Source organism: Shewanella sp. 1180_01 (genome assembly GCF_052850535.1).
The window spans coordinates 1-26,399 of the sequence record NZ_VXCT01000029.1 but is presented as its reverse complement, the minus strand read 5'-3'; the positions used below and the strand labels follow the sequence as shown (position 1 = coordinate 26,399).

General features: G+C 44.4%; 23 protein-coding genes. 13 read left to right on the top strand and 10 right to left on the bottom strand.

The features are described from left to right. Positions 1–20: 20 nt before the first annotated feature. The 5 genes from odhB to FW758_RS15045 all read left to right on the top strand — a co-directional run bounded on the left by odhB (position 21) and on the right by FW758_RS15045 (position 4,800). On the top strand, positions 21–1,229 hold the full coding sequence (gene odhB / locus FW758_RS15065; RefSeq protein WP_446445811.1) for a 2-oxoglutarate dehydrogenase complex dihydrolipoyllysine-residue succinyltransferase: 1,209 nt from the start codon (positions 21–23) through the stop codon (positions 1,227–1,229). 105 nt (positions 1,230–1,334) lie between these two features. Beyond that, positions 1,335–2,501 carry an ADP-forming succinate--CoA ligase subunit beta gene (gene sucC, locus FW758_RS15060; RefSeq protein WP_006081976.1) on the top strand — a complete coding sequence of 389 codons (1,167 nt, stop codon included), beginning with the start codon at positions 1,335–1,337 and terminating at the stop codon, positions 2,499–2,501. After that, a complete protein-coding gene (gene sucD, locus FW758_RS15055; protein ID WP_107947892.1) occupies positions 2,501–3,373 on the top strand; it encodes a succinate--CoA ligase subunit alpha in 873 nt (290 codons plus the stop codon). Before sucC ends, sucD begins: the two co-directional genes overlap by 1 nt. A 425-nt stretch (positions 3,374–3,798) precedes the next feature. Beyond that, positions 3,799–4,206, top strand: a complete 408-nt coding sequence (gene rnk / locus FW758_RS15050) for a nucleoside diphosphate kinase regulator (protein WP_432311209.1) — start codon at positions 3,799–3,801, stop codon at positions 4,204–4,206. A gap of 96 nt (positions 4,207–4,302) precedes the next feature. Next, positions 4,303–4,800, top strand: a complete 498-nt coding sequence (locus tag FW758_RS15045; RefSeq protein WP_446445810.1) for a GNAT family N-acetyltransferase — start codon at positions 4,303–4,305, stop codon at positions 4,798–4,800. Positions 4,801–4,881: 81 nt separating this feature from the next. Here the strand turns inward: FW758_RS15045 and fur are convergent, their stop codons facing one another. Then, entirely contained in the window at positions 4,882–5,313 is a 432-nt protein-coding gene (fur, locus tag FW758_RS15040; RefSeq protein WP_006081972.1) for a ferric iron uptake transcriptional regulator, read from the bottom strand. A 257-nt stretch (positions 5,314–5,570) separates the two neighbouring features. Here fur and cobB point away from each other — a divergent pair, with 257 nt between their 5' ends. The 4 genes from cobB to corA all read left to right on the top strand — a co-directional run bounded on the left by cobB (position 5,571) and on the right by corA (position 8,564). After that, positions 5,571–6,302: a Sir2 family NAD+-dependent deacetylase gene (gene cobB / locus FW758_RS15035; RefSeq protein ID WP_432320523.1), complete on the top strand. Its 732-nt coding sequence runs from the start codon at positions 5,571–5,573 to the stop codon at positions 6,300–6,302. Then, positions 6,299–6,748, top strand: coding sequence for an ATP-binding protein (locus tag FW758_RS15030; protein WP_413484948.1), 450 nt, complete (start codon positions 6,299–6,301; stop codon positions 6,746–6,748). Before cobB ends, FW758_RS15030 begins: the two co-directional genes overlap by 4 nt. 370 nt (positions 6,749–7,118) lie before the next feature. Then, positions 7,119–7,490, top strand: a complete 372-nt coding sequence (locus FW758_RS15025; protein ID WP_446445809.1) for a hypothetical protein — start codon at positions 7,119–7,121, stop codon at positions 7,488–7,490. Positions 7,491–7,616: 126 nt separating this feature from the next. After that, complete coding sequence (gene corA, locus FW758_RS15020; protein ID WP_006081968.1) at positions 7,617–8,564, top strand: magnesium/cobalt transporter CorA; 948 nt, start codon at positions 7,617–7,619, stop codon at positions 8,562–8,564. Between the two features lie 187 nt (positions 8,565–8,751). On the opposite strand, the gene FW758_RS15015 is transcribed toward corA, so the two are convergent. Next, positions 8,752–10,017, bottom strand: coding sequence for an HD-GYP domain-containing protein (locus tag FW758_RS15015; protein WP_446445808.1), 1,266 nt, complete (start codon positions 10,015–10,017; stop codon positions 8,752–8,754). A gap of 117 nt (positions 10,018–10,134) precedes the next feature. On the opposite strand from FW758_RS15015, the gene FW758_RS15010 reads away from it, so the two are divergent. Continuing rightward, positions 10,135–10,830, top strand: a complete 696-nt coding sequence (locus FW758_RS15010) for a 2OG-Fe(II) oxygenase (protein ID WP_311905714.1) — start codon at positions 10,135–10,137, stop codon at positions 10,828–10,830. Positions 10,831–10,929: 99 nt separating this feature from the next. Here the strand turns inward: FW758_RS15010 and FW758_RS15005 are convergent, their stop codons facing one another. The 4 genes from FW758_RS15005 to FW758_RS14990 form a co-directional block, all read right to left on the bottom strand. After that, positions 10,930–12,279 carry an ATP-binding protein gene (locus tag FW758_RS15005; RefSeq protein WP_226058431.1) on the bottom strand — a complete coding sequence of 450 codons (1,350 nt, stop codon included), beginning with the start codon at positions 12,277–12,279 and terminating at the stop codon, positions 10,930–10,932. Beyond that, positions 12,270–12,944, bottom strand: coding sequence for a response regulator (locus tag FW758_RS15000; RefSeq protein ID WP_006081964.1), 675 nt, complete (start codon positions 12,942–12,944; stop codon positions 12,270–12,272). The genes FW758_RS15005 and FW758_RS15000 overlap by 10 nt, the downstream gene beginning before the upstream one ends. A gap of 183 nt (positions 12,945–13,127) precedes the next feature. Further along, positions 13,128–13,487 carry a hypothetical protein gene (locus FW758_RS14995; protein ID WP_012587462.1) on the bottom strand — a complete coding sequence of 120 codons (360 nt, stop codon included), beginning with the start codon at positions 13,485–13,487 and terminating at the stop codon, positions 13,128–13,130. A gap of 194 nt (positions 13,488–13,681) precedes the next feature. Beyond that, positions 13,682–15,004, bottom strand: a complete 1,323-nt coding sequence (locus FW758_RS14990) for a dicarboxylate/amino acid:cation symporter (RefSeq protein WP_012089408.1) — start codon at positions 15,002–15,004, stop codon at positions 13,682–13,684. A 222-nt stretch (positions 15,005–15,226) separates the two neighbouring features. Here FW758_RS14990 and FW758_RS14985 point away from each other — a divergent pair, with 222 nt between their 5' ends. Beyond that, positions 15,227–17,680 carry a hypothetical protein gene (locus tag FW758_RS14985; protein WP_446445807.1) on the top strand — a complete coding sequence of 818 codons (2,454 nt, stop codon included), beginning with the start codon at positions 15,227–15,229 and terminating at the stop codon, positions 17,678–17,680. 122 nt (positions 17,681–17,802) lie between these two features. Here FW758_RS14985 and astB read toward each other — a convergent pair whose 3' ends face one another. Beyond that, positions 17,803–19,137, bottom strand: a complete 1,335-nt coding sequence (astB, locus tag FW758_RS14980) for an N-succinylarginine dihydrolase (RefSeq protein WP_446445806.1) — start codon at positions 19,135–19,137, stop codon at positions 17,803–17,805. 330 nt (positions 19,138–19,467) lie between these two features. Between astB and topA the strand changes: the two genes are divergently transcribed. Continuing rightward, positions 19,468–22,110, top strand: a complete 2,643-nt coding sequence (topA, locus tag FW758_RS14975; RefSeq protein WP_006086246.1) for a type I DNA topoisomerase — start codon at positions 19,468–19,470, stop codon at positions 22,108–22,110. Positions 22,111–22,336: 226 nt separating this feature from the next. Here topA and zomB read toward each other — a convergent pair whose 3' ends face one another. Continuing rightward, positions 22,337–23,116, bottom strand: coding sequence for a flagellar motor control protein ZomB (gene zomB, locus FW758_RS14970; protein WP_006086247.1), 780 nt, complete (start codon positions 23,114–23,116; stop codon positions 22,337–22,339). Positions 23,117–23,344: 228 nt separating this feature from the next. Here zomB and cysB point away from each other — a divergent pair, with 228 nt between their 5' ends. After that, positions 23,345–24,328, top strand: a complete 984-nt coding sequence (cysB, locus tag FW758_RS14965) for an HTH-type transcriptional regulator CysB (RefSeq protein WP_006081957.1) — start codon at positions 23,345–23,347, stop codon at positions 24,326–24,328. A gap of 228 nt (positions 24,329–24,556) precedes the next feature. Here the strand turns inward: cysB and FW758_RS14960 are convergent, their stop codons facing one another. Beyond that, on the bottom strand, positions 24,557–25,219 hold the full coding sequence (locus FW758_RS14960) for a response regulator transcription factor (protein ID WP_411357540.1): 663 nt from the start codon (positions 25,217–25,219) through the stop codon (positions 24,557–24,559). A 219-nt stretch (positions 25,220–25,438) separates the two neighbouring features. Continuing rightward, the gene (locus FW758_RS14955) at positions 25,439–25,903 is read right to left on the bottom strand and encodes an acyl-CoA thioesterase (protein ID WP_006081955.1); all 465 of its coding nucleotides are present in this window, start codon (positions 25,901–25,903) and stop codon (positions 25,439–25,441) included. Between the last annotated feature and the right edge of the window lie 496 nt (positions 25,904–26,399).

Genomic DNA, 26,399 nt, shown 5'->3' with positions numbered 1-26,399 from the left:
TTATAAAAGGATAGTTTTTCATGAGTATCGAAATCAAGGTACCCGTACTACCAGAATCTGTTGCCGATGCCACGATTGCCACTTGGCATGTGAAAGTGGGCGAGCAAGTTTCTCGTGATCAAAACCTGGTTGATATTGAAACCGATAAAGTGGTTCTTGAAGTGGTTGCGCCAGAAGATGGCCACATTGGCGAGTTTTTGTTTGAAGAAGGCGCCACTGTTCTGGGTGAACAAGTGATCGCTAAATTCATCGCCGGTGCTGTATCGGGCAAAGAAGTCACTAAAGCGCAAGCTGAAGCGGCTACGCCTGTAGCTGAAACTAGCGATGAAAGCAGTGATGCGTTAAGCCCATCAGTACGCCGTTTACTCGCTGAGCACAATGTTGATGCTAGCAAAGTAAAAGGCACTGGTGTGGGTGGTCGTATTACTAAAGAAGACGTTGAAGCTTTTGTTAAGTCTGCGCCTAAAGCAGCGGCGCCAGCGGCGCCAGCGGCGCCAGCAGCACCTGCTGTGGCTCCATTGGCGGCTGGCCGTAGCGAGAAGCGCGTGCCAATGACACGTCTGCGTAAGACAATCGCTAACCGCTTGTTAGAAGCGAAAAACTCTACCGCTATGCTCACGACGTTTAACGAAGTGAACATGAAGCCAATCATGGATATCCGTAAGCAATACCAAGATATCTTTGAAAAGCGCCACGGTATCCGTTTAGGCTTTATGTCTTTCTACATCAAAGCCGTGACTGAAGCGCTGAAACGTTTCCCAGAAGTCAACGCGTCTATTGATGGCGATGATATCGTTTATCACAACTACTTCGACATCAGCATTGCTGTATCAACGCCACGTGGTCTGGTAACACCAGTATTACGTGACACTGATACCATGAACTTAGCTGAAATCGAAAAAGCTGTCCGTGACTTAGCCCTTAAAGGTCGTGACGGTAAGCTGACTGTGGCTGACATGACTGGCGGTAACTTCACTGTGACTAACGGTGGTGTTTTCGGTTCATTGATGTCTACACCGATTCTTAACCTGCCACAAAGCGCGATTTTAGGCATGCATGCCATTAAAGATCGCCCAATGGCAGTCAATGGTCAGGTTGAAATCCTGCCCATGATGTACCTGGCACTCTCATATGACCATCGTATTGTTGATGGCCGTGAGTCTGTTGGTTTCTTGGTGGCGATTAAAGACTTCCTAGAAGACCCAACTCGTCTGCTGCTTGATCTATAAGCCAACTCGCTAAGAGTTTGCGCTTAAAGAAATAGCCAGACATACCCTCGTGACTGGCCCAAACGGGCCAGTTGGATTTGATTAGAAGTATACGGATAGATCATCATGAATTTGCATGAGTATCAGGCAAAATCCTTATTTGCCGAATATGGTTTACCAGTGTCAGAAGGTTTTGCATGTGATACAGCCCAAGAAGCTGTAGAAGCGGCAGGCCATATTGGCGGAAATTTATGGGTTGTTAAGTGTCAAGTACACGCAGGCGGCCGCGGTAAAGCGGGTGGCGTTAAAGTCACTGGCGATAAAGAAGAAATCAGAGCCTTTGCCGAACACTGGTTAGGCAAAAATCTGGTGACTTATCAAACTGATGAGAAAGGTCAGCCAGTTGCTAAAATTTTAGTAGAAAGCTGCACCGACATCGCTAACGAACTGTACCTAGGTGCCGTTGTTGACCGCGCGACTCGTCGCGTAGTGTTCATGGCGTCGACTGAAGGTGGTGTTGAAATTGAGAAAGTGGCAGAAGAAACGCCAGAACTCATCCACACTGCAATCATCGATCCTTTGACTGGTCCACAAGGTTATCAAGCACGTGATCTTGGCTTCAAGTTAGGTTTAAACCCAACTCAAATGAAGCAGTTCACTAAGATTTTCATGGGTCTGGCGACTATGTTCGTTGATCATGATTTCGCATTGCTTGAAATCAACCCACTGGTTATTACCACTGAAGGCAACCTACACTGCCTAGACGGTAAAATCGGTATCGACGGTAACGCACTTTATCGTCAACCAAAAATCAAAGGCATGCACGATCCATCACAGGATGATGCCCGCGAAGCTCACGCTGCTAAGTTCGAACTGAACTATGTAGCATTAGACGGTAACGTTGGCTGTATGGTGAACGGTGCAGGTCTGGCTATGGGTACTATGGATATCGTTAACTTGCACGGTGGCAAGCCAGCGAACTTCCTAGACGTAGGCGGCGGCGCGACTAAAGAACGTGTAGCAGAAGCATTCAAAATCATTCTGTCTGACAGCAATGTGAAAGCGGTTCTGGTTAACATTTTCGGCGGTATCGTACGTTGTGACATGATCGCAGAAGGTATTATCGGCGCTGTTAAAGAAGTGGGCGTTAAAGTACCTGTTGTGGTTCGTTTAGAAGGTACTAACGCTGAACTTGGCCGTGAAGTATTAGCTAAATCAGGTCTTGATATCATTGCAGCTACCAGTCTGACTGACGCGGCTGAGCAAGTTGTTAAAGCTGCGGAGGGCAAATAATGTCTGTCTTAATCAATAAAGATACCAAGGTAATTTGCCAAGGTTTCACTGGCGGTCAAGGTACATTCCACTCACAACAAGCTATCGATTACGGTACGCAAATGGTGGGCGGTGTGTCTCCTGGTAAAGGCGGTCAAACTCACTTAGGTCTGCCAGTGTTTAACACTGTGAAAGACGCTGTAGCTGCTACTGGCGCGACTGCTTCTGTGATCTATGTACCGGCACCATTTTGTAAAGACGCCATTCTTGAAGCTATCGACGGTGGCATTGAGCTTATCGTTTGTATCACTGAAGGCATTCCTACACTGGACATGCTGCAAGTTAAAGTGAAGCTTGAAGAAACTGGCGTTCGCATGATCGGCCCTAACTGCCCAGGTGTTATCACCCCAGGTGAATGTAAGATCGGCATCATGCCAGGTCACATCCACTTAAAAGGCAAAGTGGGTATCGTTTCTCGTTCAGGTACTCTGACCTATGAAGCGGTTAAGCAAACGACTGATGAAGGTTTCGGCCAATCTACTTGCGTAGGTATCGGTGGTGATCCAATTCCAGGTACTAACTTCATCGACGTATTGGAAATGTTCCAAAACGATCCACAGACTGAAGCGATCGTGATGATCGGTGAAATCGGTGGTAACGCTGAAGAAGATGCGGCTGCTTACATCAAAGCACACGTGACTAAGCCTGTTGTGTCTTACATTGCTGGTGTAACTGCACCTGCTGGTAAGCGTATGGGCCATGCTGGTGCGATTATCGCTGGCGGTAAAGGTACTGCAGAAGACAAATTTGCTGCATTAGAAGCAGCTGGCGTGACGACTGTCCGCTCGCTAGCTGATATCGGCAAAGCGCTGCGTACTCGTACTGGTTGGTAAGCTAAACCGTTCGATACTAAAAGGCGCCTAAGGCGCCTTTTTTATTGGCTGTAAAATACTAATCGGATTGTGATTGGTATAAGCTGCGAGACACAGTAAATGATAGGAATGGGATTGAGCTAACACCATGAAGACTAGATATTTTTTCTTCTACGGGTTAGATTGATGCTTCTCTGCTCGGCAGTCGCCTGCGCCATGGGCGAGCATAGCGTGAGTAGGACCATTAACCATGAGCCAAGTGCTTATGGCTTCAGTGCTGTTTCTGCAAAATATCTTGAATTCAAATTTATATCACACGGTTGCAGCTTTTTGCTGCGAGCGTATTTGTATTATGGGGCTTACCGCATTGGGGGAGGGTAAGCCACTGAGTCGATGTTAGCCTGAGTCACGGCTTGAACATCACGTTTCTTTACGAGGGAAAGACTGTGAAAACACCTAAAATCATTATTTCGGAAATCGACTTAGAAAGACTAGAGCGATTATTAGAGTCACTGCCGGCAAATGCGTTTCCGGGCAAAGCGGCATTGGAGGCTGAATTAGACAGAGCCGATATCGTGCCTGCGTCGCAGATGCCAGAGAATGTCGTGACCATGAATTCGGAAGTGAAATTTAGCGTTTCATCCAGTAATGAGACTTTCTGTTTACGGTTAGTGTATCCAAAAGACGTAAACGGCGCGGGCACGATTTCAATTTTGGCGCCAGTGGGGAGTGCACTATTAGGGCTGTCCCAAGGCGATGAGATTGAATGGCCAGGCCCTGGTGGTTCCATGGTAAAAGTGCGTATTGAAGAAATATTGTATCAACCTGAGCGCAGCGGTGACTTCCACCGTTAAGATTTATACTGGCGTAGTGTCGTTGACCTTACGCTAGTGATGACCATGCTAACGATTGGCTGATGCATCAAGCGATCCATTTTTGAAGGAGTAAAGATGATAACCCAAACTGAACGGTTAATTATTCGGCCATTTACCGAGCAAGATTGTGAAGCCCTGTATTTGATGAACAGTAATCCGGCGATGCTGAAATACATTCCCTCTGACGCTTTTACGTCTCGCGAGCAGGCGGTTGAGTTATTTCACCAGGTGATCCAAGGCGATTATCAGCAACATGGTTTTGGCCGTTGGGCGGTAGAACATAAAGCCGACAAGCGTGTGATCGGATTTTGTGGCCCGAAATTCATTCCAGAATTTAATGAAGTCGAGTTAGGTTATCGTTATTTCCCAGAGTATTGGGGCACAGGGATTGGCACTGAGGCTGCATCTGCTGCATTAGCAGAATTTAAGCGCTTTGGGATTGAACAGACGATTGCACTTATCTTAGAAGGGAATCTCGGCTCCGAAGGCGTGGCTAAGCGCGTAGGCATGCACTGGCGCGAGCAAAATGAGTTTATGGGGCATAAAGTGAATATCTACGCCAAGGTGTTATAGCGGCTTGCCTGTTCGTATCATCCAATAAAAAACCAGCCTCAGGCTGGTTTTTTGTGTCACGCTGATGAAAGCTGAAGTCGACTAAGCGTCGTTATGCTCACAGGTATCATTGGTGCAAGTGCCATACAAATATAGGCTGTGATTAGTCAGCTTAATGTTGTGTTTCATGGCAATTTCATCTTGACGACGTTCAATCATATCGTCAGAAAATTCAATTACTTTGCCACATGATAGGCAAACTAAGTGATCATGATGATGCTGAGTCGAGAGTTCGAAAACGGCTTTACCGCTTTCAAAATGGTGACGACTGACAATACCTGCATCATCAAATTGGTTTAACACACGGTAGACGGTGGCTAGACCAATTTCTTCACCCAAATCGAGCAGCTTCTTGTACAAATCTTCTGCGCTGATATGTTGGTTTTCAGGCCCTTGCATCAGTTCTAGGATCTTGACTCGTGGCAGGGTAATTTTCAAACCCGCTTTTTTTAGCGCTTGATTTCCATCTGTCATTGCTAATCTCTTGATTGCAGAACCAATAGGTTCATCCGTGGATAGTGTTTGCCATTATAGGGGCTCAGGTTGAAAACTTAAACCTTTGTTCTGGCTTTATGGGGCGATATGCAGATAAATTGTGTCAATAGGCGTTAAATCACAATATTTTACGGCAATTCAAGCATAGTTTTTGTATGGTTATACCAAGGAATAATATTCACGGCCGCCAAAGTCAGTGAGAATAATTCAAATAAATAAAATAATAAGGAATCGGCATGTACCAGCAAATTGTGGTGTTAACCGGCGCAGGGATCTCTGCTGAGTCGGGATTACGCACCTTTCGCGATCAAGATGGTCTGTGGGAAGAACATCATATTGAAGACGTGGCTACGCCAGAAGGGTATGAACGTGATGCTGAGCTTGTGGAACGCTTTTACAATAGTCGTTGGCAACAATTGCACAGTGGCACGGTTGAGCCCAATGCGGCGCACCTTGCCTTGGCAAAGTTAGAGACAGAATTTCAAGGCCAGTTATTGGTGGTGACCCAGAATATTGATGATTTGCATGAGCGTGCGGGTTCACGTCGATTGCTGCACATGCATGGCGAACTATCTAAAGGGCGCTGCCCGCGCTCACGTCAGACCTTTATTCTGCGTGAGCCTTTTGGTGTCGATAATTGTTGTACCTGCTGTATTCCTGCCCAGCGTTTACGCCCTCATGTTGTGTGGTTTGGCGAAATGCCCTTGGGGATGGACCGTATCCACGATGCGCTGGATAACTGCGACTTGTTTATTGCCATTGGCACCTCTGGTACTGTGTATCCTGCCGCAGGTTTTGTGGATACCGCTAACCATCACGGCGCACAAACGGTTGAAGTGAATATGATGGCACCCGATAGACACAGTCAGTTCCAGTATCATTTGACTGGCAAAGCGGGGGAGTTAGTGCCTCAGTTGGTCGAGACTATTTTAGCGGGCCGAGTGATTGGCAGTGAGTCGAACACATGAGTGATAGAATCGCGATAATTATGCGTGGTTTACCGGGCAGTGGTAAGTCACATTGGGTTGAAACTTATATTCTTTCCCTTCCTTTAGAACAAGCCATTGGCGTGCGCCAACGCGGCGTATTTTCGACCGATAGCTTTTTCTATCACCAAGATGAATATCGCTTCGATGCCAAGAAGTTACCTGAGTACCATCAATGTAATTTGGCGGGGTTTATTCAGGCGTTGTCTTCAGGCGAGCCCGTGGTGATTTGCGACAACACTAATCTGTGCCACTGGGAATACATGGCCTATGAAGCGGCGGCAAAAGCCTTAGGTTATCAAGTCAGAATTATGCTGATAGGCGAACCGAGTCATCCTGCCCATCAGTTGGAATGCGCAAAACGTAATCGTCATGGCGTGCCTTTGGCGCAAATTCAACGTATGGCAAAGGTATTTGAGGATTTTTAAAATAAGTGGCTTATCATCATGAGTGCCGTGACGCTTTTGTCGCAGTAAATCTGATTAGGCCCTTTACTTTACCTATGGCCTGCGATGTTTTCGTCCTGTCATTTTTGTCCTGTCATTTTTGTCCTGTCATAAGGCTGTTGTACGCTGTTTCAAACCACTGCTTTTGCATACTGTTACTCGCCATTTTCCTTATCTCTTTGACCGTGAGCCTTAAGCTTGATCCCAAAGACAGTTTATCCACTTAAGTCAGCGTATGATGGTCAATGTATAATGCGCGAACTTATGTGTGGCATTAACGAGTTAATGCTCGATTGTAGTTGGCATTATATTAATTATTGCGCGCAGGCTAAGTACATCAAAGGAAGGGGCCATGCTCACTAAAATTTTACTGACAGTCTTAGTCATTGCTGGCGCTTGGTTTTTGCTGATGAAGCGCCAGCGACAAATTGTGCCTCAGGCCACGAATATTAGCACTAAACGTTTAAATGAACCCCTGTGGCGTCGTTATTTACTCACAGGCGTGTTTGTGGTGCTCGGACTGAGTGTGCTCAGTTATAGTGTTTGGTATTGGCGCGATCAGCACAAAATAGTCACGGTAAGAATCGTGTCACCCAATGCCGATAATAACGGCGAGTATCGCGTGCGCAAAGGCGATATTTCAGATTCGAAAATGGTGACGCTCGATGGCATCCATATTCGCTTTTCGACCCAAGAACGGCTGGCAATCATCGAGACCGATTAAGGCATATTTATTTTACTAAATTATCTTTCGCGCCTTTTCATTGCCAACTTATGCGGTAAACTAGCGACAATTTTTTAGCCTGCACTTAAGTGGGATCGTTAACTTAAGTTTTTTTCAGGAGGACAAATGATTACTGCTTATGTGTATGAAAATCGTCACCTTACCGTGACAGAGCTCGGCATACTGGACAGTATTCCCGCATCGACCATTTGGTTAGATCTGTATAAACCCGATGATTCGGAGCGAGAATGGTTAAGTCATTTTTCTGTTGAAGAAGTGCCTGACGAAGAAGATATCAATGAAATTGAGGCCTCTGCACGTTTTTATCAAAACAGCGATGGCCTGCATATCAATTCGTTATTCCCCCAGCGTGTCGGCCAAGATGTACGTGGCGTTAACGTGTCCTTCAACCTTCGCACCAATTTTTTACTGACAATCCGTGAAGAAGACGTGGGTCTTATCCGCTTGCTGCGTAACTATTTACGTTTGGGCCGGTTAGATGTGTCGACGCCGCAGGAACTGTTTCTCGAATTATTTAATCTGAAAGTGGATTATCTGTCTGACTTAATCGAAGACGTCTATACAGTTCTCGAAAATGTCGGTGAGCAAGTATTTGATAACGATGAGCTTGATGATGTATTTAAGCTTATCACTCTGCAAGAGGACTCCAATGGTAAAATCCGTTTGAGTTTGCTCGATACCCAGCGTTCACTGCGTTATATGCAGCGTTACTATCGTGGCCAGCTATCCGATGAGCACTTGAAGGATTTGCGGGAAATGTTATCGGATATCGAGTCGCTGATGCCCCACAGTCAGTTTATTTTCGATAAGTTAAACTTTTTGCTTGATGCGGCCATGGGTTTCAGTGGTCTGCAACAGAACAAAATCATTAAAATATTCTCTGTTGCCGCTGTGGTGTTTCTGCCGCCGACCCTGATTGCCAGTAGTTATGGGATGAACTTTACCAGTATGCCTGAGCTTGAGTGGCAATACGGTTACCCTATGGCGATTGTGATGATGTTAGCCAGTGCCGCCGGTACTTACTTCTTCTTTAAGCGCAAGCATTGGTTATAAGTCAGGCGCTAGTAGCGTTGGTTTCTCAAACTAAAAAATAAGGGTCGAATGCAATATTCGACCCTTATTTTTATCACTGCTATTTAATCACGTTTATTCAATGACTTTTACCAACGAGTTTGACTCGATGACTTTGATTAAATGCATGAAGCCCGTTAGGCATGAATCGCTAAGTCGGTTAGCTCAATCACTGTTTACGACTATCGCCGCCAAAGTAATAACTTACTCGTTCGCGGGGATTCAGATACTCGTGGACTTTTTCGGGAAGCGCCGCAGGCGGTAAACAGCGCACTATGCTGATCCCTTCAATCTCTAAATCAACGATAGGCGCTTGATCTTTAGGGACTAACGCATCGTAAACCAATATCTTAGGGCATAGCAGCTTGCTTAAGTTAACTGACATCACCATGGCATATTGACCGCTGGATAATTCCACCACACTGCCAGGAGGATAAATGCCTAACATCTTGATCATCTTGCCAATATATTCTTGATTGAGCTTAGTCTTGTATTGCTTGTACAAATGCCCCAGAGCGGCATAGGGCATTCTGGCTTTTCCCTGTTGGCTTGGGTAACACAGGGAATCATATTCGTTCACTACCGCAATCAGTTGCGATACTTTGTCTAACGCCTCTTCCTTTAAGCCTTTGGGATAACCACTGCCATCAAGACACTCATGATGACTGGTGATGGGAGCTAAGGCCGCTTGGGGGAAATTATCGGCTAATTTGAGCAGTTCTATCCCAAGTAACGGATGCTGCTTGATGAAATTAAGCTCTGGCGCTGACCAAGGGGTCGATTTTTTAAGAATTTGTGGCGGGACTTTTAATTTACCCACGTCGTGGAATAGGGCACTGAGACCCACTGTTTCAATCTCACTTCTATCCCATTCGAGTTCTTTGGCGATTAACATAGAAAGAATCGCGACGTTCAAAGAATGGTAGTAAATGCTTTCATCTTGCTTAGCATCGCTCATTAAGTGCAGCACTAAGTTATCTGAGTTGAGCAGTTGCTCGACTATGGTATGGACCAAATCTTTGGCATCATCGACTGCATTTAAGGGGCGATTACGCAGCTTAGAGATGAGGCTACGCATCATGGCGACCGAGCGGGTAAAGTTTTGCTCGGTTTTATGAATGTCGCGGCGTAATTTCTTTTGTACTTCGATTTGTTCGGCCTTGTACTGATCCATGTCGTTTTTAAGCACATTGATCTCAGCACTTGGCGGCAATTTGATAGGGTTGACCGCATCAGCATGTAACGGGGCGACGTCACTGCGCTCTAAATCGACGATGACATGTTCGATGCCCAGATTTTTAATCAACTCGATTTGCGCAGCTTGTTTAATATGAAAGCTACTGAATAAAAAGGGATGATCTTTCCAAGCCACGGGCAAACGCACAAAGTTGCCGACTTGAAGTTGATGGACTGAGACTTTACAGCTTTTTTTCATATTCTTGTTATCGTGAAGCCTAATGTGGTTATTTTATCTCAATGATGCTGCTTTACAATTACTTAACTAACATGTCAGCATAGTAAGCCTAGAAAGTAGCCAATCCATTGAGGAAGTATGGACTTTATTGAAGTATACCCTAATGCGTTGCCGAATGACTTGTGTGACCGTCTCATTCTGGCATTTGAGCAACATGCTGGCGTTGTCGATGGACAAACGGGCAATGGCGTTGATCTGGAGAAGAAGATCAGCCGCGATTTGACCTTAGATAGTTTCGCCGACTTGCAGCCCCTCAAAAACGAACTCTTAGGTTATACCTTAAAGGGGGCGGTAGATTATTTCACAAAGTATTCAATGGCGTTAATGGGCGCGGTCGCTGTGTCTGTGAGTGATGAACAAGGCCAACCTGTAACGCTAACCCCTGCTAATTTTGCGGCGCTGGGTGCACCTAGAGCTGATGGCTTAGTCAAGTATTTGTATCGCAGTGGTAGTATTAATGTTCAAAAGTATCAGCAGAATAAAGGCGGTTATCCCCACTGGCATTCGGAGCAGTTCCCGCAGAATGGTCACAATGAAGCCTTGCATCGCGTCGTGCTTTACATGTTTTATTTAAATGATGTGGAAGAGGGCGGTGAAACCGAATTTTATTATCAGCAGCGTAAAATTTCCCCGAAAAAAGGCACTATGGTGATAGCACCTGCGGGATTCACTCATACGCATAGGGGCAATAAACCCTTGAGTGGTGACAAATACATTGCTACCTCTTGGATCATGTTCAATCGAGCTGAGCAGTTATACGCTGTGATTGCCTGATAAAGTTCATTATCCACATAGTTACACATCCTTGTATTTAACTCTTCGTATTTGTTTATCTTTGTATTTAGCTATCTTTGTTGTGAGCTATCCCTGTCCTTAAACAGGGATACTGATCCTAAAGAGTGCACCTTCTAAGCGGCTTTCCTCAATTTTTAAACTACCACCGTAGCTGTGAACGATTTCATCACATACGGCTAATCCGATACCTTGTCCTGGTGACTGGGTATCGGCTCGCACGCCGCGTTGGATAATCTTCTGTCTTAAGCTTTCTTCGACACCTGGGCCATCATCTTCGACGATAAGTTCAAACTCACCTTGTGAACTAATCTTAGCTGATACATGCACTTGGCTGATACATAAGCGGAAAGCGTTTTCCATCAGGTTGCCACACAGCTCCATCAAGTCGCCCTTGTTGCCGGGAAACATCAAGGAGGGAGGTATGCTCGCCGAGAACTGTACTTGCTTATCCCGGTAAATTTTAAATAACATTTGTGCTAATTGATCGACTAAGGGCGCAATTACAGTCTGTTCTTGCTTCAGGCCTTGGCGGCCTAACATGGCGCGTTTTAATTGATATTTGACCAGCTGATCCATCTGGCTGACTTGTTCCATGATCTTTTCGCTCGCCGATTGTTTACTCAAACTGGCGTCATCTGTGATGGCATGCACAGCCGCTAAGCGGGTCTTGAGACTGTGTGCTAAGTCGTTCATGGCATTTTGATAGCGCTGTTGTTGAGCGCTCGATTGTTGCAGCATTTGGTTGAGTGCTTGAGTTACCCCTTCGAGTTCAACAGGATAGCCTTCTGAAAGTGATTTACTCTTACCTTGGTTAATCGATTGCAGTTCATTCTGCATCCGTACTAAGGGGCGCATTCCCCAATAGGCGGCGCTGACCAATAGAATTAACGCTAAGGCTAATACCATGGCGAGTCGAATATAAGTGCGTTTACTGAACTTACTGTATTCCTGCTCGAGTTTAGCGGCATCTTTGAGGACGAGCAAATTGTAATGTACGCTAGCAATTTCCACCGCGAGCAAATAGACGAAGTAACCTCTGTCATCGGCCATAGTAAGATAATAGGGCGGGGAGTCGTTGCGAATTTCGTTAAAGCGCTCGCAAGTATCAAATAAGCCACGGTCTACTGCGAGGGATGAAGTCCAAACTTGTTTAAATTTTTCATCGCAACTCGCAATCACATAACGTTCTTGCTTATTATTTTCCTCCAGCCACGCACTGGTATCGGGGATGAGATCGTGCTCCCGCAATTCGGCGGCGACTTGGGGAATTTCGGCAATGAGTTGTGCGGTTTCTTCGTTATAGCTATTTTGCGCATGCAGAATATTAACCATCCATGCGAGACCAAAACCCACTAAGGCAATAATCGATAGCGAGGTGAGAAACATCCGCGTCAGCAGACGTTTCTTAAATTTTAATCTTAGTTGCATGGCAGGTTAAATTTATATCCTTGGCCGCGAATGGTAACGATTGGATTGTCTATCCCATCGCGGGTCAGTTTTTTACGTAGGCGGCTGACCATGACTTCAATCGTATTCGGATCGCCTTCTTTATCGCCATAAATCACATCGAGCAAACGTTGTTTGGCAACCACCTCGTGGCAATGACGCATTAAATATTCGAGGATCAAATATTCAAAGGCGGTCACTTCCATAATTTCATCGCTCAGGGTGACTTGTTTAGCGGCGAGATCGAGTTTTAATTCTCCACTGCAAATCACAGGTTTAACAAAACCTGCGCTGCGGCGTACTAAGGCATCGAGTCTAGCGACGAGTTCTTCTTTTTGAAAGGGCTTGACTAAATAGTCATCGGCACCAGCATTAAGGCCTTCGACCTTATCCTGCCAATTGACTCGGGCGGTGAGGATTAATATCGGCGCTTTAAGACCCGCTTCTCTGAGTTGTTCAATTAAGCTAATGCCATCTTGATCGGGTAAACCTAAATCGACAATAGCCACATCGATGGGATAATTCGTGGCTTGATAGAAACCTTCTTTGGCAGTGAGCGCCACTTGAACTTGATTGCCGAGATCGCTTAATTGCACTTTTAAGTGGTGGGATAAAATAGGATCGTCTTCAACAACCAAAATTCTCATAATATACATGCCTTAAAGTGGATGAGCTAAGCATTAGCAAAGCAGTCTACGCAAAATCACACTGATAACCAAATAGAGTATCAGCATATCTTAGTTGAACTTAACCTTTGCTGACCGAGCAGAACTTGTGGTCAAAATAAGTACTCATTTATTGTTGAATAAGAAAGTTTTACCGATGGAGTGCTAGCGTATTGGTGAATTTCCCCAAGGAGACTTTTGTTTTCTGATCCGCAAAATACCGTTACCACAGATAATTGCACCTAAGGTAAATAGCATCACCGCCATCATAATAAAAGATAATCTTAACCAAGGCGCTTCTTGCGCTAAACGCATTTGTATCGCTTCAATCGTCGTGACGCCCCAGACGGTAAAGACACTCATAAATAATAAAGTTTGTAATAAACGCAGTAAGTAAACCGAGTTAAAGAATAAAACTAAGGGCGCAATTGCAAAGGGGATGGCAAAGCTAATTTGTTCATAACGTACAAAGTGGGCACACAATAGCCAGCAAGCTATCAGGATCCAAAGACTTCTCCACCACATTTATTTAGCTCCATTCAACGTATTAAAATAGTAAACACAATGTAGCTAAAAACAAACTGCCATACTATTGGCATGTTCACATTTTGCTAATTGTAGAAAAATTAATTGGGCTAAGTACAGACAAAAGTATAAACAAAAAGCGTAAATAAAAACGCCCAACACAGAGGCTGGGCGTGATGGGTATTTAACTAAGGCTAGTTAGAGCTATTTGAATGATGAACTTGCTCATCAAAATTTCTAGCAACCTTACCCGCTTGAGTGTCGTTAAACACTTGCTCGTTAAATTCACCTTCAGATTTCGCAATGACCACGGTCGCCACACAATCACCGGTGACGTTTACAGCGGTACGTACCATGTCGAGTAGGCGATCAACACCGATAATCAGTGCAATACCTTCAACCGGTAAACCAACTTGATTCAATACCATGGCCAGCATGATAAGTCCGACACCCGGTACGCCTGCGGTACCAATTGATGCCAATGTCGCTGTCACAACAACGGCGGCATAATCAGTGAGCGAGAGTTCAATGCCAAAAACCTGAGCGATAAATACAGTTGCCACACCTTGCATGATTGCGGTGCCATCCATGTTAATGGTTGCACCTAAGGGGAGCGTAAAGGCGGCAATCTTATTATCGACACCTAATCTATGCTCAGAGGCTTCTATGGTAATCGGCAAAGTGGCATTTGAACTTGCTGTTGAAAAGGCAAACAGCTGCACATCACGCATTTTACGGATAAATATTAACGGATTGAGGCCAGAGAAAAGTTTTAGAAGTGTAGGGTAAACAATAAACGCATGGACCAGTAATACACCGAGAACCACGAAGAAATATTTAACTACGCTACCAAAGGTTTCTAAACCGAGCGTTAATGCAAGTTTTGCCATCAGCGCAAACACACCATAAGGTGCCAGCTGCATGATCAGTGTCACGACGCGCATGATGACTTCATTTAAATCCTCAAACAAAGCCGCAACGCGTTTACCTCGCTCACCAATATGGGCAATCGCAAAACCAAAAATCACCGCAAAAATAATGATTTGTAGCATATTGCCTTCACTCAATGCCTGCATCGGATTGGTGGGGACTATATTGATAATCACGCTTGAAAGACTTGGCGCTTCTTTGGCGATGTACTCCATTTTCTCTGTAGCCAGTGAAGCGTTCCCAGGATGTATAAGGACTGCACTGACAATCGCAACCACGAGAGCAATAGCGGTGGTGAATAAATAGAAAGCGAGGGTTTTGCCCCCTAAACGGCCCAATTTAGAAGGCTCACTCAGTGAGCAAGTTCCACAGACTAATGAAATAAAGACTAAAGGAACCACTAACATTTTTAAGCTGGAGATGAAAATGGTGCCGATAACATGTAAGAAACCTTCGGTAATATAGTCTTTTACGATATCGCTTTCTGGAAAGGCATTGCGGAGTAGGAGACCTAAGGCAATACCTGTTCCCATACCGATCAGAATTTTACTTGTAAGGCCGAGTTTATTTTTTATCGAAATTGCCATGGTGAGTCCTGTGTGTTTTTTATACATTCTATTTTTTGGCGCTCACAAGACTAGCAAGAAAACGGCGAAGATGAAATGACAAATAGCGTTAAAGTATTTGTGTTATTTGTGAAATAAAATAAGGTTCTAGTGAGTAAAATTGGTGAAAATTGTGTAATGTTAGCCTATAAGTAATAAGCGTCTAGCTTAAGTATCATCATCAGAGTAACAGGGAGCCTGACAATGAAGTCAGCGTATAAGGTTTTTCTCGCAGGATTGTGTTCACTTTTTTTAATTGCATGTGGTGGAGGAGGCAGCATCTCCGATGATGGTGGGACAACGCCATCTGATAAGTTTGTTGTTAAATTGGAATTAGTTAACTCAGATGGTCAGGCAATAACAGATATTTCGAATGCAATCCCTGGAAAATTGAATGCTACATTAACTAAAAATGGTAGCCCTTATGTTGGGCGCATTATTTTTAGTTTAGAAGGTGACGGGGTTTTAACACCTGATAGCGGTGTGACTAATGCTGATGGCAAAGTTTCTATTGATGTTTTACCGGGAAATAAGCTGGGTTCTGGTCGGATTACTGCAACATATACGCCTGCTAGCGGGACAGCTGTAACATCAAATCTTATTGAATTTAACACTAAAGGTGATGGTGGGGCATCAACTGGCGGTGCTCAGGTATCTTTGATGTTGGTGAGCGATCTTGAATCAAATACACCAATAAAAGCAATAACGTCACTTTCACCTGGTTATCTAATTGCTAATGTGACAGGTATTTCCAAGCAAACAATTGTGCAATTTTCCAGTACGCGCGGTGAATTACCCATTGATACCGCTGTTACAGAACAAGGTGTTGCTTATGTTCAAATTTTAGCAGGTACCCAGCCGGGTGCAGGTAGTGCGACAGCAACGTTACTAACGGGAGAAAAATCGGAACCACTAGTGTTTAGTATCGGTGCGACTAATGTATTTATGGGGAGTGGTTCTCCATTTCAAAATGGTGTTGCATCCGTTGAGCCTTCGGTTGTTTCAGCGGGTGGGACTTCAAGTGTCTCTGTAGCTATTCAGGATGACGCAGGAAATCCATTTGCCGATCCAGTTGAAGTGCAATTCACCTCTGTTTGTGCTTTGAAGGCGAATGCTGAAGCTGAATTAAGCACGCCTGTAGTCGCGGTTAATGGTATTGCAACCAGCACCTACTTAGCAAAAGGTTGTGTGGGGGACGATACTATAAATATAAGCGCAAATGTTGGTGGAAAATCTCTAACCGCCAAGGCGACGGTAAATGTCTTACCAGCAAGTGTCGGCAGTATCTTTTTCCTAGAGGCATTACCCGAAGTCATTAGGCTTAAAGGAACCGGTGGGGCAGAAGCCTCAACCGTGAAATTTAAAGTAATGGATAAAAATGGTATTCCGGTTAGTAATCAACGTGTGAATTTCTCGCTCAATACTGAAGTTGGCAATATCACTCTTGATCCTGAGTTTGCTACTACAAATGGTCAGGGAGTTGTTCAAACGGTAGTTAATTCGGGCTCAGTATCAACAAGTGTCAGGGTTACTGCAGTGGTTGCTGGCAGTACGCCAGCAATATCAAGTCAATCGAATCAATTAGTTATTTCGACAGGTTTACCTGACCAAGATAGCTTTTCTTTATCGGCATCAAACCTAAGCCCTGAAGGTTGGGACTACGATGGCATTGAGGTTGATGTGACGGCACGATTGGCTGATGCATTCAACAACCCTGTACCCGATGGCACAGCTGTTTCCTTTACCACAGAGGGCGGTGTGATAGCGTCTTCGTGTTTGACAGTTAATGGTGCTTGTTCAGTTAAATGGACAAGTCAAAATCCTCGCCCTACTGGCGATACGTTAGCAATGCAAGGTAAAGAACCTTCGTTAGGTGCAGGGCTAGGTCAACCTTATGGCGGGCGTGTGACGATTTTGGCGACGGCTATCGGTGAAGAGTCTTTCCCTGATACTAATAGCAATGGACGTTTTGATGCATCTGAAGTGGCGAATTTTTTAAGCAAAAAGGATGTATCGGGTAATCCATATGACTTAAGTGAAGCGTTTGTCGACCATAATGAAGACCGTACTTTTAACCCAAGTGTAGCTGGTGGTGAAGAGGGAGGGGATGCTGAAGTGTTTACTGATTTTAATAGTAATGGCGTTTATGACCAAGCAGATGGTTTATACAATGGTAGTTTGTGCCAATTGGATGCTAATGGCAGTAAACATGCCGGATGTGCAGCGGGTAATACTTCGCTGAATGTGCGTGCTTCGTTAGTCTTGGTAATGTCGGGTAGTGATGCTATGGCTTCTGTTCCAGTAATTACTGATAGTTGTATTGATGATAAAGCTATAGTTGATGTGTGTGATGGTCTAAACGATAACAATACGATTGACATTATTGGTAAGTCGACTGGTGGCGTAACTATTATTATTGGGGATTTACATAATCAGCCTTTGCCTTCAGGAACAGTCATTACGTTTACCCCCTCAGCTGGTAGCTTAGCAAGTAAAGGCTCTTTCACTATCGCATCTTCAAATGATAACGGGGCAGGAAAGTATAGCGTTCTTATAAAAGGTGCTGACCAACCTGATGCAGGGTCATTAGTGATTGAAGCAATGACTAAAAAAGGTGTTTTAACGCAGATTGCAACTATTCCAATTGTAATTCACTAGCGTAATGTCTACTAATGCAACGATTGATCATTACCATTAAATGATGAAAAGGGAGCCATAATCGCTCCCTTTTCATTTAGTATTTTACAGTTTTATCCGTAGTGTTTTAACGTTTAAATTAATTAACGTTGGAATTGATAAACGCTACCTAGTTTCATTATTTGCGTTAGCTCATCTAATGCTGTACGTGATTCGATGATTAGCTGAGGGTCAGCAAGATCTTGGGTAGTTAATCTGTCACGGTAATGTTTGTCTACCCAAAGGTTTAAACGCGAAAATAAGGCATCATTCATTAGAGTGTGTTGATTCACTGCCGCGACTTCCATCTCATTCATCGCAACACGCAAACGCAGGCAGGCGGGACCGCCGCCATTTTGCATGCTTTGTTTTACGTCGAAGTAAAGCACTTGCTTAATTGGGGTGTTTAGCGTCAGTAGTTCATTCAAATAGGCAAATACGGCGGGATTTTCTTGGCAATCGGTTGGGGCAACAATGACCATTTCACCAGAGGGAAGCGTGATAATCTGGGTATTGAATAAGTAGCTTTTGACTGCGTCGTTAATCGCCACTTTAGCGGTGGGCACTTCAATGAAATACAGTTCGGTATCGAGCTTACGTTTAATTTCATCAATTTTATGTTGGGTATTTAAGAAGGCTTGTTCATGATAGAACAGCACATTTTGGTTACCAACTGCGATAACATCGTTATGGAATACACCTTGGTCAATGACATCAGGATTCTGCTGGATGAAGACGCAATTATCCTCTTCAAGCTGATGCAAGCGTGCCACAGCCATCGATGCCTCTAAGGTTTGTCTTGCTGGATACTTTTGCGGTTTAGGGGCATTGGGATTGGTGGCTTCTTGTCCATAAACGAACAATTCTACACCGGCATGGCCGTACTCGTTGCATAGCCTAGTGTGGTTCGCCGCACCTTCATCACCGAAGCTATTATGCTCAGGTAAGTGACTATGGTGATGAAAATAGTGGGGATCACTGAAAGTTGCTGTTAATATGCGCCCCGTTGTGAGGGGCTCGATGCTGCGATGCAGTTTATCGACTAAATTTGCTGGGGTGAAATGCAGTTTGCCGTCACGCGTATCTGCACTGGGTGAGACAGTTGCGGCATTGGCAGTCCACATACTGGATGCACTGCAGCAGGCATTAAGCAGCACAGGCGCTTCTTTCGCGGCCTGTTTTAATACATTGGCGTCAGAGCCGGAAAATCCAATTCGGCGCAATGTATAGAGGTCTGGGCGCTCTTGAGGGGCTAACATACCTTGAACCATGCCCATATCGGCAAGTGCTTTGGCTTTTTGGAGTCCTTGTTTCGCAGCAGCTTTGGGGTTAGAAACTAAGGCGGCATTGCTGAGCGAGGCGACATTGCCAAAAGACAACCCTGCGTAATTGTGTGTTGGTCCAACGAGTCCATCAAAATTCGCTTCAAAGTGCTTCATTGCTTATCCTTGTGATAGGGAAAGTTATTATTTGTTCATATGGTCCCTGAAGGAACCCAGTATACTGAAGCTTTTCGAGTGCACAAGCGGACGGTTTTGTGCTCAAAGCGACTTTTTCACGATAAATGCATAACTATTTCTTGCTTGCTGGCAAATAATGAAATATTAGTTTTTAATTACGCATATTATATTTTTACATTTTTTCAACTTTGATTAAAAAGTGACTCGCTGGTACATATAAAAGAGGGATTAACTTGAAACTATCAGTACAACCCTCTATATATGGTGCCAATTTCCACCTTCTTGAGATTTTTTGGCGCAAATTAAACTATGGGTAAATCGCTAGTTATTGTCGAATCACCGGCCAAAGCTAAGACTATTAATAAATATCTTGGCAAAGAATTCATCGTTAAATCGAGCGTAGGTCACATCCGTGATCTGCCGACATCATCGACTTCAGAAGGCAATGAAAAGGTTAAATCCGCTGCCGAAGTTAAGAAAATGTCGCCAGAAGAAAAAGCTCAATATAAAAAGGTGAAAGATCAGCAAGCGCTGGTGTCTCGCATGGGCGTAAACCCTGAAAAGGGCTGGGCGGCTAAGTATCAAATTTTGCCGGGCAAAGAAAAGGTCGTTAAAGAGCTACAGGCACTTGCCGATTCCGCCGACCAAATCTATCTCGCAACCGACTTAGACCGTGAGGGAGAAGCTATCGCCTGGCATTTGCAAGAGGTGATTGGCGGTGATCCTTCACGGTATCAACGTGTAGTTTTCAACGAAATTACTAAGTCTGCGATTCAAGATGCCTTTAGCAAGCCGTCGACACTCGACACTAACATGGTTAATGCCCAGCAAGCTCGTCGCTTCTTAGACAGAGTTGTAGGTTTTATGGTGTCGCCACTGCTGTGGAAAAAAGTCGCTCGCGGTTTATCCGCTGGACGAGTGCAGTCGGTTGCCGTTCGCTTAGTGGTTGAACGTGAAAGCGAAATTAAAGCCTTTGTACCGGAAGAGTTTTGGGATGTACATGCAGAGCTGAGTACGCCAGCTCAAGAAGCCTTGCGGATGGAAGTGGTTAAGCATTTAGATGCTGCCTTTAATCCTATCAATGAACAGCAAGCGATGGCGGCGGTTCAAGCGTTATCGGCGGCGAGTTTTACCGTGCTGGCCCGCGAAGACAAAGCGACCCAAAGCAAACCTTCTGCGCCCTTTATTACGTCGACATTGCAACAGGCCGCGAGTACGCGCTTAGGTTTCGGTGTGAAGAAGACTATGATGATGGCTCAGCGACTTTATGAAGCTGGTCATATCACTTATATGCGTACCGACTCGACCAATTTGAGTCAAGAAGCCGTTGAAAACTTGCGTGATATGATTGCCAAAGAGTTTGGTGATAAATATCTACCCGCGGAACCCATTCGTTATGGTTCTAAGGAAGGCGCACAAGAGGCTCACGAAGCGATTCGTCCGTCGAACGTTCATGTCCAAGCGGCGACCTTATCGGACATGGAGCGTGATGCTCAGCGCTTATATGAGCTGATTTGGCGTCAGTTTGTGTCATGTCAGATGACGCCAGCCCAATATGATGCTACTAAGTTGACCGTAAAAGCGGGTGACTATGAGCTGAAGGCTACTGGACGTACTTTACGTTTCGATGGTTGGACTCGCGTACAAACAGCACTCAAGAAGAAAAACGAAGAAGACAATACGTTGCCATTTGTGGCACAAGGCGATGTATTAGCGTTAAAAGAGTTGCAACCTAAGCAACACTTTACTAAGCCGCCAGCTCGATACAGCGAAGCCTCTTTAGTTAAAGAATTAGAAAAACGCGGCATTGGCCGCCCATCGACCTACGCAACTATTATTTCAACGATTCAAGATCGGGGTTATGTAAAAGTTGAGAATCGTCGTTTCTATGCCGAAAAAATGGGTGAAATTGTCAGCGAGCGATTAGTCGGCAGTTTTGCTGATTTAATGAGCTATGACTTTACCGCCAGCATGGAGCAAACATTAGATGATGTGGCTCGCGGTGAATTAGATTGGAAAAAAGTGCTCGATGGTTTCTATGCTGACTTTACTAAGCAATTAGAAAAAGCGGAGCTGGATCCCGAAGAAGGTGGCATGCGTCTTAACCAAATGGTAATGACGGATATCAAGTGCCCAACCTGTGGTCGCCCTATGGGTATTCGTACAGGAACGACTGGTGTTTTCCTCGGTTGCTCTGGTTACGAATTACCTCCCAAAGAGCGCTGTAAGACAACGATGAACCTCACGCCTGGCGTTGAGGCGATTAGCGAAAACAGTGAAGATGCCGAGACAGATGCACTGCGTGCGAAGCACCGCTGTAGTATTTGCGGCACAGCAATGGACAGTTACCTAATTGATGAGAAGCGTAAGCTACACGTCTGTGGTAACAACCCGATTTGTGAAGGCTATGAAGTCGAAGAAGGCCAATTCAAGATCAAAGGCTATGAAGGTCCGCTGATTGAGTGTGATCGCTGTGGCCACGACATGGAACTGAAAAACGGCCGTTTTGGTAAGTATTTTGGTTGTACCAATAGCGAATGTAAAAATACGCGTAAATTACTGAAGAACGGTGAGGCTGCGCCACCAAAAGAAGATCCTATCTATTTGCCTGATCTGAAATGCAGCAAATCGGATGCCCATTTCGTATTACGTGATGGTGCAGCAGGGATCTTCTTAGCGGCCAGTACCTTCCCTAAATCACGGGAAACCCGTGCCCCTCTGGTTGAAGAGCTGGTTCAATACCGCGAGCTGCTGTGGCCTAAGTATCAGTATTTAGCCGATGCGCCCGTCACTGATGACGAAGGCAATAAAGCTGCGGTGAAGTTTAGCCGTAAGACGAAAGAGCAATACGTTGCGACTGAAGTCGACGGCAAAGCCACTGGTTGGTCAGCGCATTACGTTAATGGCAAGTGGGTGAGTGAGACTACCAAGAAAGCCAAGAAAAGCGCATAGAGGCGGATTGAGTTAGCTTAACGCCAAGATAATCACAAAAAAGCCAAGTCAATTATGACTTGGCTTTTTTGTTTCGATATTCTTTAGAGACTGATTTGTTGCGGCAGATAATGAGCCAAAAATGTTGCTCGCTTTACTCGCACTCACTCACCACGCCCAATAACGCTGAAGAACGAGTGTAAGACGTGCCGCTAATTTAACTTAAAGGTAAGCACACAGTAACTGATCACCATTTCTTTTTCGGCTGAAACAGCATGTCGATATCATCTTCTTCATTTTTAGGTCTTGGTGCACTGGGTTCAGATTGTTTTTGCGCGCCCATAATCTCATCAAGCAATTGTTTAGCCTCATCCACTTTACGACCAATGAAAGGGTCATTAGGCGTTTGTGCCTTAATCGCGTGCAATGTCGATAGTGCTTTAGTCACCATTTGTTTTGATGAACCATACTGCTTCATAAAACTGGCCGCTCTGGCTCGGGAAAGCATGGAGTCAACATTGATCCTGAGCTGTAAACTGTCGATACGACTTTCTTCCTGAGCAAAAATGCTCGGGTCGACTTTCCCTTTGTTATGTTCTGCTCTAAGTATCGCCTTGAGCTTTTTCAAGGTTTGCACTAGCGCTAAAATTTGTTTGTCGTTATCGGGTAATCTGAAATTCTCAATCGGTGGTGATTGAGGCTGACCAGACTGTAAGGTTGTTATTTGATTGTTGATATCGGCTAGGCGGCGCTGGTAATCAGACTGTTGCTGGCTATTACTAATAGCTGTCGCAGCCTGCAAGGCATCCTGCACGCGACGATACAAAACCAACACAATATTCGTGCTACAAGGCATCATCCCTGTGTTTGATAACACAGCTTCGGTTTCATCGATAATGGCTCTTTGACGAGCAAATTCAATGCGCCGCTCAGCCTCTACGCGTTCTTTTTGTTGTTGTAATACGTTAATTCCGATAACAAGCAGTAAAAGCGCACCGATGAGGATCAGAACCAAGGTGAATGACATAGATGTTCCATTATTTATCCAATTGAGCTCATGCTACAATAAATCAATAAACTAGCATAGTTATCTTAGCCTAGGTTATCATTTCTGTCGTATGAATCTGCAGACTTGTGCTCTATATTCCTATTTGCTTTAAGTTTTACTATATACTATAACGATTGATTATAGCTGAGAGTGCTTTGAGGGCTCAGTTGTTAATGGCATTTTGCGTGTTTGAAACAAGGAAATAAGATGAAACTGCAACAACTCAGGTATATTGCTGAGGTCGTAAAACATAACCTCAATGTATCGGCGACAGCTGAAAACTTGTATACCTCTCAACCTGGGATTAGTAAACAAGTTCGCATGCTTGAAGATGAGTTGGGGATCCAAATATTTGGTCGTAGCGGTAAGCATTTAACCCATGTCACACCTGCAGGTTTGCAAGTGATCAGCATTGCCAATGATATCTTGGGTAAAGTTGAGAGCATTAAAAAAGTTTCTGAGGAATATACTAAGCCCGATCAAGGCGAGTTAAATATTTCCACGACTGACACTCAGGCGCGCTATGCATTGCCGACGATCATTCGGCAGTTTATTGATCGCTACCCTAAAGTGAACTTGCATATGCATCAGGGGACTCCATCGCAGATCAGCGAACAGGCGGCTCGCGGTGATGCGGATTTCGCCATTGCGACTGAAGCAATGCATTTATATTCCGACTTAATTATGTTGCCTTGTTATCATTGGAATCGCTCCATCGTCGTTCCTAAAGATCATCCTCTTGCGACCCGTAGCCCAAATAATTTGATTAGCATCGAAGATTTAGCGCGCTTCCCCTTAGTGACTTATGTCTTTGGTTTTGACCGTGCTTCTGAAATTGAGAAAGCGTTCAATCGCGCCAATTTAGAGCCTCGCGTTGTTTTTAGTGCGACCAGCGCCGATGTGTTGAAAACCTATGTCCGTTTAGGATTAGGTGTGGGCGTTATTGCCTCTATGGCGATTGACCCTAATGTCGATAAAGATTTAGTTGCGATTGATGCTGGCCATTTGTTTGCCCACAGTACGACTAAAATTGGCTTCAGGAAGGGCAGCTTCTTACGCAGTTATATGTATGATTTTATTCAGCACTTTGCGCCGCATTTAACCCGTGATGTGGTGGAGAAAGCTGTCGCCTTACGAGATCAACAGCTTATCGATGAAATGTTTGCCGATAAAAATCTGCCAATGCGTTAATTGACGATTATTTACTGACATAAAAAATGCCGCTAATATAAGCGGCATTTTTTATGGAATAATGATTAGCTGAAACTTCATGAATAAATCAAGGTATTAGACCTTAGTGCTTAAATCTAAGTCCTTAAATCGAGGTGCTTAAATTTAGTTCATGTAGACACTAGCCATGTGGCATTCATAAAGCATAAACATGCATCAAGTCCGTTATACATATCAAGACGTAAGCGATTAAGATAAATCTACTTTATCCATCTCAAGCTGAGCAAGAGCTATGACGGCTTGTGTTCGGTTACGAACGCCCAGTTTTCTAAAAATGGCAGTCGCGTGCGCTTTGATGGTCGCTTCAGAGACGCCAAGATCATAGGCAATTTGCTTATTCAACAAACCTTCGGCAAACATCTGCAACACTTTATATTGCTGCGGCGTGAGATCGGATAATTTGCTGGCCATTTTATCAACGGCGTCGTCATCGATAGAAATAATCTCAGTGCCTTTAGGCAGCCAAATGTCACCGAATAACACCGCACTCAGTGCCTCTTTAAGGGTTTCCATCGAGGCCGATTTAGGGATAAAACCACTGCTCCCATAATGAATCGCACGGCTAATGGTATTGATATCCTCGTGTGCAGAAATCACTACCACGGGTAAATCGGGATAATGTGAGCGTAGGTGAATAAGTGTGGAGTAGCCGTGGGAACCGGGCATCTGCAAATCTAACAGTACAAGATCGTAATTGACGCTACGGACATCCAACACAGATTGCAGTGCGTCAGCACTGTCGGCTTCAAACCATTGTGCATGCTCAAACGCTGTGGTCAGTGCTTGACGTAGTGCATTTCTGAACAATGGGTGATCGTCTGCGATAATAATATTTAAGTTTTCTAGCTTCATGGCTTTTATGATTATGTTCGGTGCGCGTGAAGATTGAACTCAATGTAACAGAAAAGTAATCAAGGATCCTATTGCTTTATTCATGAATAAGGACAAAATTTTGATATGTTTCTGGTTGTTAGACTTTGGTCGGTGTTTTGCAAAATATATTTGAATCGCACGATAGTAATGAAAAGCCCGAGATAACGGGCCGTTCTGTAGCTTACATCGTCTAAAAAACTACTCGTATGTCCACACTTGAGTGGGATTTCGTTGTTCGTCAACCGCAACAAAGGTGAACACCCCGCGTATGGCATGCTCTCGGTGATCTTGATACATGTCTTCGACATAGATGTTCACTTCAACTTTCAATGAAGTGTTACCGACATGGATCACCCGCGCGATCAGTTCGGCTAATGTGCCTGCGGGGATAGGTTTTTTAAAATCGATTCTATCGGAACTCACAGTCACTAAGGTTTTACGGCAAAAACGAGTTGCAGCAATAAAGGCCGTTTCATCCATCCACGCTAAAGCTTCGCCACCAAATAAGGTATTGTGATGGTTGGTGATGGATGGAAATACCGCTTTGATTACCCGCGCTTCAGAGGAGTCGATTCGCGTTTGAATCGCTTCAGGAAATTGTGCTTCAGGGGTTTCGGTTCGTGAGGTATTTTCGGTGTTTGGAGAAATGGGCGTAAGCGACATACAGCAACCTAAGGTAATGCAGCAAATAAGGCTGAATTATAGAGATTTTTAATTCTTAAAGATAGAAAACCACTTCACTTTGAGCCTCTAGCAGATTTTATTGTCGGTTTATTACTAATCTTTTAGGCGGCTATGCATAGCAGATAATATTTTAAACTCATTGTTTAATCGTAAGTCATTAAAAGTATTGTTATTTTTAAATTTTGTCATATCTAGTTATTTATTATAACACTTTAAAGGTTAACAAATTACTTACATTGAGCTACCTTGAATATTCCGCAGTAACCCCTTTGTTGTCATCTGACGTTGTATGTGCTCGTGTAAAGGACTATTTCGGTAACATACTATAATAAAAGAGGATTTCAACATGTTCTGTAATATACCTTGGGTAATGAAGCAACAGCGATTCGCGTGGTTAATGGCCACAGCTATGGCGGGTTTCAGTTATTCTCAAACGGCTGCAGCAGTGAGTTGCCAAGACATAGCACCTTGGAAC